Origin of the sequence: Nostoc sp. UIC 10607 (assembly GCF_047228265.1) — a bacterium.
Taxonomy (GTDB): Bacteria; Cyanobacteriota; Cyanobacteriia; order Cyanobacteriales; family Nostocaceae; genus Nostoc; species Nostoc foliaceum_A.
Genome location: NZ_JBIQNW010000258.1, coordinates 1 through 430, shown reverse-complemented (window position 1 = coordinate 430; position 430 = coordinate 1). Strand labels below are relative to the sequence as shown.

Annotated in this window: 1 pseudogene; it reads right to left on the bottom strand. The window is 50.0% G+C overall.

The annotated features are described in order from the left end of the window. Positions 1-430 (bottom strand): annotated as a pseudogene (locus ACEYW6_RS36685) (hypothetical protein); the annotation flags it as partial.

The following is a 430-nucleotide window of genomic DNA, read 5'->3' as shown; positions in this document are numbered from 1 at the left end:
TTGAGTCAGACTGAATCTCCCTAGCAGCAGCCAGAGCCTCTGGTAACAAATCATGAGGCAGAATAGCCGCCAAACTACTTAGGGCTTTGGCGCGATAATGCTCATTCTGAATCTCCCTAGCAGCAGCCAGAGCCTCTGGTAACAAATCATGAGGCAGAATAGCAGTCAAACTACTTAGGGCTTTGGCGCGATAATGCTCATCCTGAATCTCCCTAGCAGCAGCCAGAGCCTTTGGTAACAAATCAGGAGGCAGAATAGCCGCCAAACTACTTAGGGCTTTGGCGCGATAATACTCATTCTGAATCTCCCTAGCAGCAGCCAGAGCCTCTGGTAATAATTCTGGCAGTTTATCAGCCAAACTATTTAGGGCATCGGCGCGACCCCAGTCAGACTGAATCTCCCTAGCAGCAGCCAGAGCCTCTGGTAACAA